Origin of the sequence: Halorubrum distributum JCM 13561 (assembly GCF_000337395.1) — an archaeon.
GTDB lineage: Archaea > Halobacteriota > Halobacteria > Halobacteriales > Haloferacaceae > Halorubrum > Halorubrum distributum.
Map to the genome: position 1 here is coordinate 133,058 of NZ_AOJF01000024.1, position 6,266 is coordinate 139,323.

General features: G+C 69.2%; 8 protein-coding genes. 4 read left to right on the forward strand and 4 right to left on the reverse strand.

Annotation, left to right across the window (positions count from 1 at the left end):
• Positions 1-30: 30 nt before the first annotated feature.
• Positions 31-828, reverse strand: coding sequence for an RIO1 family regulatory kinase/ATPase domain-containing protein (locus tag C470_RS03390; protein ID WP_008365282.1), 798 nt, complete (start codon positions 826-828; stop codon positions 31-33).
• 114 nt (positions 829-942) lie between these two features.
• Between C470_RS03390 and C470_RS03395 the strand changes: the two genes are divergently transcribed.
• Complete coding sequence (locus C470_RS03395) at positions 943-2,091, forward strand: acyl-CoA dehydrogenase family protein (RefSeq protein ID WP_008365284.1); 1,149 nt, start codon at positions 943-945, stop codon at positions 2,089-2,091.
• A 45-nt stretch (positions 2,092-2,136) separates the two neighbouring features.
• On the opposite strand, the gene C470_RS03400 is transcribed toward C470_RS03395, so the two are convergent.
• Entirely contained in the window at positions 2,137-2,727 is a 591-nt protein-coding gene (locus C470_RS03400) for a hypothetical protein (RefSeq protein WP_004596321.1), read from the reverse strand.
• Between the two features lie 146 nt (positions 2,728-2,873).
• Here C470_RS03400 and C470_RS03405 point away from each other — a divergent pair, with 146 nt between their 5' ends.
• Positions 2,874-3,407 carry a halocyanin domain-containing protein gene (locus C470_RS03405; protein ID WP_008365285.1) on the forward strand — a complete coding sequence of 178 codons (534 nt, stop codon included), beginning with the start codon at positions 2,874-2,876 and terminating at the stop codon, positions 3,405-3,407.
• 60 nt (positions 3,408-3,467) lie between these two features.
• Here the strand turns inward: C470_RS03405 and C470_RS03410 are convergent, their stop codons facing one another.
• Positions 3,468-3,986: a hypothetical protein gene (locus C470_RS03410; protein ID WP_008365286.1), complete on the reverse strand. Its 519-nt coding sequence runs from the start codon at positions 3,984-3,986 to the stop codon at positions 3,468-3,470.
• A 180-nt stretch (positions 3,987-4,166) separates the two neighbouring features.
• Here C470_RS03410 and C470_RS03415 point away from each other — a divergent pair, with 180 nt between their 5' ends.
• Positions 4,167-4,442, forward strand: a complete 276-nt coding sequence (locus C470_RS03415; RefSeq protein ID WP_004596324.1) for a cytochrome C oxidase subunit IV family protein — start codon at positions 4,167-4,169, stop codon at positions 4,440-4,442.
• A gap of 187 nt (positions 4,443-4,629) precedes the next feature.
• The gene (gene tenA / locus C470_RS03420) at positions 4,630-5,289 is read left to right on the forward strand and encodes a thiaminase II (protein ID WP_008365287.1); all 660 of its coding nucleotides are present in this window, start codon (positions 4,630-4,632) and stop codon (positions 5,287-5,289) included.
• Positions 5,290-5,345: 56 nt separating this feature from the next.
• Here the strand turns inward: tenA and C470_RS03425 are convergent.
• A partial coding sequence (locus C470_RS03425) for an aldehyde dehydrogenase family protein (RefSeq protein WP_008365288.1) occupies positions 5,346-6,266 on the reverse strand: 921 nt, incomplete at its 5' end.

Below are 6,266 nucleotides of genomic sequence, written 5' to 3' on the forward strand. Positions count from 1 at the left end.
TCTCCGGTCGGTCCGCCTTCTCGCGGCGTCTCACGCCGTGCGCTTCTCGAGCTCGCCCGTCAGCTCCGCGGCGTCGAAGTCGTGGTCGGGGCGGATCGCGACGAAGTCGAGGAATCGGCGCGCCGCGAGGAGCTCGTCGGCCGAGTAGCTCGTCAGCGCGGCCTCGATCGCGTCGGCGGCGCCGATCAGCGGCTCCAGCGCCGCGAGCGCGCTCGCGAGGTCGTAGGCGCGGGCCGCCTCGCGGCCGTCGTCGCTCACGCGGGTCGCGTCGATGACGTAGAGCTCGCCGTCCGCGACGAGGACGTTCTCGGCGCGGAGGTCGCCGTGCGCGAGCCCGGCGTCGTGGACCGTCCGGAGCGTCGCGAAGAGGTCGGGCGCCAGCCGGGCGACGGTCTCCGCGTCGAGCTCGCCGAGCGTGCGGAACTCGGGGAGGTACTCCAACACGAGCACGCCGAGGCCGTCGACCTCGAACGCCTCGACCGGCTCCGGCGCGTTGACCCCGAGCTCGCGGACCCGCCGGGTCGCCTCCAGCTCGTGGCGCGCCATCTCGTAGGGGGTCTCGTGGCGCTCGAAGAACCCCTCGGTGCCCGCGGAGAACGCACCGAGGTTCCGCCCCGTGGTGAACAGCGCGTGAACGAGCGTGTTCTGCCGGGTGATCACCTTCACGAAGAGGTCGTCGTCGACGACCATTGGCGTCGACAGCCAGTTGTCCGCGTCGAGGAACCGCACGCGCATCTCGTCGCGGTCGTACCGGTCCGCCAGCTCGCGCGCGACCCGCTCGATGTCGGGCCAGTCGACGCGCCCGCGGACGAGCTGCCGGAACTCCATATCGGCGGAACGCGGCGGCGCCTCATAAGTCGTCGGCTCGCGGACGGTCCCACCCCGGGACGGTCTGTCACGGTCGTTCGCATCGTTTATGCCCGCGGGTCGCAATTCTTGCCCATGGACTTCGAGGTACCCGCGGAACACCGGATGATACGCGACACCGTCCGGGAGTTCTGCGAGGCGGAGATCGCACCCATCGCCCAGGAGATCGAGGACGAACACCGGTTCCCCGAGGAGGTGTTCGACTCCCTCGCGGAGCTCGACATGATGGGCGTCCCGGTCGCCGAGGAGTACGGCGGCCTCGGCGGCGACCAGCTGATGTACGCCCTGGTCACGGAGGAACTCGGCCGCGTCTCCGGCGGGATCGGGCTCTCGTACGCCGCGCACACCTCGCTGGGCGCGAAGCCGATCGACCTGTTCGGCACCGACGAGCAGAAGGAGCGCTGGCTCCGCCCGCTCGCGGAGGGCGAGGGGATCGGCGCGTGGGCGCTCACGGAGCCGGGCAGCGGCTCGGACGCCTCCGACATGGACACGACCGCCGAGTTCGACGCCGACGCGGGCGAGTACGTCCTGAACGGCACCAAGCAGTTCATCACGAACGCGAACGTCGCCAACTCGATCCTCGTGAAGGCGGTGACCGACCCGGACGCGGGGTACGACGGCATCTCGACGTTCATCGTCGACCCGGCGAACGACGACGGGTTCGAGGTGACGACGGTCTGGGAGAAGATGGGGCTCAACAGCTCGCCCACCTGCGAGATAACCTTCGACGACGTGCGGATCCCGGAGGACCGGCTCCTCGGCGAGGAGGGCGAGGGGTGGACACAGACGATGAAGACGCTCGACGGCGGGCGGATCTCCATCGCCGCGCTCTCCGTGGGCCTCGCGCAGGGCGCCTACGAGGCCGCCAAGGAGTACTCGGGCGAGCGCGAGCAGTTCGGAAAGCCGATATCGAAGTTCGACGCCGTCCGCGACAAGGTGGTCCACATGCACCGCCAGATCGAGCGCGCCCGCCTGCTGACCCACCGGGCCGCGTCGAAGTACGACGCCGGCGAGTCGGTCACCCGCGAGTCCGCGCTTGCGAAGCTCGACGCCAGCGAGGCCGCCCGCGAGGTGGCCGAGGAGGCGGTCCAGACGCTCGGCGGCTACGGCTACACCACCGACTTCGCGCCGCAGCGCTTCTACCGCGACGCGAAGCTGATGGAGATCGGCGAGGGGACCAGCGAGATCCAACACGTCGTCATCGGGCGCGAACTCGGCCTCTGAAGGGCCATCGCGGGCGACCGGACGGTCGGACGTTCCCGAGCCGCCTCAGGGGAACTCGATCAGGCCGTCGTCGACGCCGCGTAAGCTCTCGGCGAGCCGCGAGTCGTCGGGCACGGCCCGCTTGAACGGCTCGGATCCGAACTGGACCTCGCCGTTGACGGAGACCAGTCCGAGGTCGGCGGGGTCGCCGTCGAGCCCCGTGAGGAACGCGACGGTGCGGACGGCGGGGACGTCGCCGGCATGCGCCTCCGGGTCGACGGAGCCGTACAGCGTGCGGTTCGTCGCGACGTGGTGGACGCAGGTCGGCGTCGGCGCGAAACACAGCAGGTAGCGGGCGCCCGGCTCGTCCCGGCCCAGCTTGGGACGGAGCGCGTGGCGCTCGTCGGCGTGGAAATACCGCTCCATCCGACGGTACTGCCTGAGGACCTCGTTCGCGCCGGTGGCGCGGCGGACCGCGGCGTCGGCCTTGAGTTCGATCACGCGGTCGACCGGCTCGGGCGTCCGCGTCCGGACGAACAGGTCGACGACCCCCTCGCGGCCGTCGGCGTCGTACGGCTCTTCGAGCCGGATCGCCGGATCGTCGACCGTCGCTTCGAAGTGCTCGACGAGCCGGGTCGCCAGCGCGTCTTCGCGCATGTCTCTCGGGAAGCGTCGGAGCGCGATAAACCCGGGCTTCGTGACTCGGTCCGGTCGGGCGTCCGGGGGCGTGATACACCGTCGTACGTCCCCACAAATCAAGAGACACCGCGGGGTTTGTAAGGCTTGAACCCCTACGGAAAGTGATGTCTGATAACCTGTCCAGACGGCGGTATCTCGCCGGAACCGGCGCCGCGCTGACCATCGGAACGCTCGCCGGCTGTTCCGGCGGCGGCGACGGCGGTGACGGCGGTGACGGCGGCGACGGCTCCGACGGCTCCGACGGCTCCGGCGGCGGCAACGCGGCCGAGGACGTGCCGGACGAGATCGACGAGTACCTCTCGGACGCCCGGATGTACGAGGGCACGATCATGGATTTCACCGGACAGGACGAGGTGACCGTTGAGGTCGGCGCCGGCGATGTCGGGTTCGCCTTCTCGCCCGCGGCGATCCGCATCGACTCCAGCACGACCGTCGTCTGGGAGTGGACCGGGAACGGCGGCGCGCACAACGTGGCCTCCGTCGAGGGCTCCGAGTCCGACTTCAACAGCGGCGACGCCGTCTCCGAGGAGGGGGCCACCTTCGAGCAGTCGTTCGACAACACCGGGATCCAGCTGTACCAGTGTACGCCCCACCAGGCGAACGGGATGCTCGGCGCGATCGAAGTCGTCGAAGCCTAAGCGGGGTTCTCGGCGGGCCGTTCGGACGCGAAATCGCTTTTTGTGGCGACGAGACGGAGTTCAGGAGAGGAACGACCAGCGGACGTCGACGATCCGGTCGTGCTCGCTGGTGACCGTCGGTCGAGCGAGGTGGTCGTTGGCGTTGGCGCCGACCTCGGCGAGGTGCGACAGGGCCGCTTCGAGCGTCCGGTCCGAGCGTTTCACGGCGGAGTCGCGTTCGTAGGGGGCGTCGATCGGGTTCGCCCGGGAGTTCGCGATCGCGATCGCGTCGGTGAGCTCGCCGCCGATCGCGTGCGGCGGCTGGTGGAAGTGCCAGTCGCCGACGGTGAGGAACAGCCACACGTCGCCGTTGATGGCGTGGTACTCGCCGGTGACCCGGTCGGCGTCGTACGCGACGATACGGGAGAGGACCGCGGTCTTGAGCCGGTAGAGAGCGTCCTTCCGCGCCGATCGGACGTTGCTCTCGGTGACATCGCCGCGCTCGTAGGCCGCGGTGGCCTCGTCGGCGAACTGCTTCGCCACCTTGTTGACGACGTACAGCGATTCGAGCAGGTCGTCCGTCGGTTCGAGCGGAGTCACGTGGGGTCCCGATCGCGGACTGCGACCGGCCGGGGGTCCGGCCGTCGCGCGGATAGGCGTTTCGGGATCCGACACGTCGGCGTGACCGCGCTCGACGCCGGCATCGGGCCCGATCGGCGTCGACACCGGGCACCCCCGGATGGTTAATTCTTTAAGCGCACGGACGAAGTGGAGTGTAAGATGGCGCACGACTCCGTGAAACTGTATTCGGCGATATACGTCGCCCTCCTCGTCGCGGCGACGATGAACTTCGCGCTCTTCGAGACGTCGTTCATCGAGTTCACGTACACACAGGCGATCGTCGGGACGCTGGTGATCGCGACGGTCAAGACGCTGCTCATCGTCGCGTACTTCCAGCACCTCCGCTGGGAGAACCGCTCGCTGACCTACCTGATGGGGCTCGCGCTCGCGCTCACCATGCTGCTGATGGCGGCCGCGACGTACTCCATCTCGTAACGCCGCCCGCGGCGGCCGACCCCCGCTGCCGACTTCCTTCCTCGAAGCGTTCCACTTCCCGAACTCCGGGAGACCACGTCTCGTTCCGTTCGCCGCCGATACGCTCGTCGACAGCGATCACTACACTGGCTATTACTTAGTGATATTAGTTAGTTATAACACGTCGCAAGAACGAGGGGCCAACGAGATGGCGTTCAGCGACCGACTCCTCGACGCGGGATCGGACATCTGGGACGCGCAGAAGGAGCACCCGTTCGTCGTCGAACTCGCAGAGGGGAGCCTCGACGAGGCGGCGTTCCGCCACTGGGTGAAACAGGACTACCGGTACCTGCTCGACTACGCGCGCGTCTTCGCGCTCGCGGGGACGAAGGCCGACGACGAGGAGACGACGCGGCGACTCACCGGAACCGCTCACGCCACGCTCGCAGACGAGATGGAACTCCACCGTTCGTTCGCCGCCGACTACGGGCTCTCGCCGGCTGACCTGGAGGCCGTCGAGAAGGCGCCGACCTGTGCCGCCTACACCGACTTCCTCGTCCGGACGGCCCACGAGGGGTCGATCGCGGAGGTCGCCGCCGCCGTCTACCCGTGCGGACAGGGGTACCTCGACGTCGCCGACCACATGGCGGCGCTCGCGACCGAGGCGCATCGGTACACCCCGTTCATCGAGAAGTACACGAGCGACGAGTTCCGCGAGACGGTCGGATGGATGCGCGGGCTCGTGGACCGATACGGCGAGGCGTACCCGGGCGAGCGGGACGCGATGCGGGGGGCGTTCCTGCGGAGCGCGCGCCTCGAACACGCGTTCTGGGAGATGTGTTACACCGAGGAGGAGTGGAGCGTCTGAGGCGACGAGCCGGCCGAGGCGTCTCGGCCAGCAGCCGCGCAGCGGGGGAGACCCGCTCAGAACGGGTACTCGCGCGGCTCGTGCTGGATCGAGATCCACTTGGTCTCGGTGATCTCCGAGAGGAACGCGTCGCTGTTGTAGTGGCCGACGCCGGACGCGCCGACCCCGCTGAACGGGACGTGCGCCTCGTCGTTGATCGGCTGGTCGTTGATGTGGACGTTGCCGGTCTCCATGCGGTCCGCGATCGCCTTCGCCGTGCCGAGGTCGCCGGAGTGGACCGCGCCCGAGAGCCCGTACTCGGTGTCGTTGGCGATCTCGACCGCCTCGTCGACGTCGGAGAACGGGATCACCGGCGCGATAGGGCCGAAGTGCTCGTTCGCCGCGGCGGGCATGTCGTTCGTCACGCCCGAGAGGACGGTCGGCGCGACGACGAGCGAGTCGTCGACGCCGTCGACGTCGACCGTGTGACCGCCGGTCTCCAGCGTCGCGCCCGCGTCGACCGTCTCCTCGACGTAGCCGAGCATCTCGTCGCGCTGCGACTCGTCGATGATCGGCCCGACGATCGTCTCCGGATCGTGGACGCCGCCGGTCGGCAGCGACTCGGCGCGCTCGACGAGGCCCGCGACGTACTCGTCGTACACGTCCTCGTGGACGACGTGGCGGTTGATCGAGATGCACACCTGTCCCTGGTGGACGAAGGAGCCGAACGCGGCGGCGTCGAGCGCGCGGTCGAGGTCGGCGTCCGCGGTGACGACGTGCGCGTTGTTGCCGCCGAGCTCCATCGCCGGGACCGCGAGGTTCTCGCCGGCGAGGCCGGCGACGTGCTTTCCAACTTCCGTCGAGCCCGTGAAGGCGACGACGTCGCTCTCGGGGTGGCTCGCGACGCGGTCGCCGATCTCGGAGCCGCGGCCGGTGACGACGTTTATCAGGCCGTCCGGGAGGTCGGTCTCCTCGAACAGCTTCGCGAACAGCAGCCC

What these genes read in the sequence shown, in the direction of transcription:
- C470_RS03390 (WP_008365282.1), bottom strand. Translation starts at nt 828, where the DNA reads ATGGAGTTCCGGCAGCTCGTCCGCGGGCGCGTCGACTGGCCCGACATC.
- C470_RS03415 (WP_004596324.1), top strand. Translation starts at nt 4,167, where the DNA reads ATGGCGCACGACTCCGTGAAACTGTATTCGGCGATATACGTCGCCCTC.
- tenA (WP_008365287.1), top strand. Translation starts at nt 4,630, where the DNA reads ATGGCGTTCAGCGACCGACTCCTCGACGCGGGATCGGACATCTGGGAC.
- C470_RS03405 (WP_008365285.1), top strand. Translation starts at nt 2,874, where the DNA reads ATGTCTGATAACCTGTCCAGACGGCGGTATCTCGCCGGAACCGGCGCC.
- C470_RS03395 (WP_008365284.1), top strand. Translation starts at nt 943, where the DNA reads ATGGACTTCGAGGTACCCGCGGAACACCGGATGATACGCGACACCGTC.
- C470_RS03400 (WP_004596321.1), bottom strand. Translation starts at nt 2,727, where the DNA reads ATGCGCGAAGACGCGCTGGCGACCCGGCTCGTCGAGCACTTCGAAGCG.